The following is a 786-nucleotide window of genomic DNA, read 5'->3' as shown; positions in this document are numbered from 1 at the left end:
GGTGTCGGGAAAAACATTGCCAAAAATGTCTTAGATCATTCAAAAGCTAAAGATTCAGAGGAAGGATATACCAAATCTGCTATCAGCAATGGCACTATCGTCATTACTGATGAAGCAGGGCAGAAGGCATTGACAGGGCAAGATGTTGAGCAAGCCATAGCCTCCCTTAATCGGGATACTGCCACCGCCCATAAAGGTGTACAACAGCTCGATGCAGGCAAGCTGGAACAAATCGTCCATGAAAACCGCGAAATGGCAACGCAATTGTTGGAAGAAGGATTTAAATACAGTGATGACTCCTATAAAACCATGTTTATCAAAGAGCACCCCATCGCCGTGGTCGACCGTGATAAAGACGGAAATATACTCTATAAAACAGATGAAAATGGGGAGCCTATAGAAGACGCTCGTGGACAAAAAATACCTAAGTTTCATTATTTAACGGATGAAGAAAAGCAGCATTTACAAGAGGGTGCTGATGGCAAAGTGCATGTGTCCTTTAATGGCATCTTTACGCCACCCTATGAAGCTGCTGTTTATGCAGAGCAACATGCGAAGGATAAAAATAATCCGCTTTATTTTGTTGTGTTCCCCCAAGCCGATTCTGCTATCTCAGAGCTTCTGGTTGCAGGCTATCAGAAGTTTATGGAAAATAACTTTTGGGGTTTGACCAATTCAACACAAGAAGCAAAAGATTTGGTGTATAGCCATGGTCTTACAGGATTAGAACTTTATGGACATAGTCGCGGGACAATGACATTGGGGAATATGCTGAATTCTTTCAAA

Annotated in this window: 1 pseudogene; it reads left to right on the top strand. The window is 42.2% G+C overall.

Annotation, left to right across the window (positions count from 1 at the left end):
• Positions 1–786, top strand: a pseudogene (locus ACFIO5_RS11410) (filamentous hemagglutinin); the annotation flags it as partial.

The sequence above is a fragment of the Bartonella sp. AA86SXKL genome (assembly GCF_042196885.1).
Note: the sequence above shows the minus strand (reverse complement) of the source record. Positions and strands in the feature narration are given on the sequence as shown.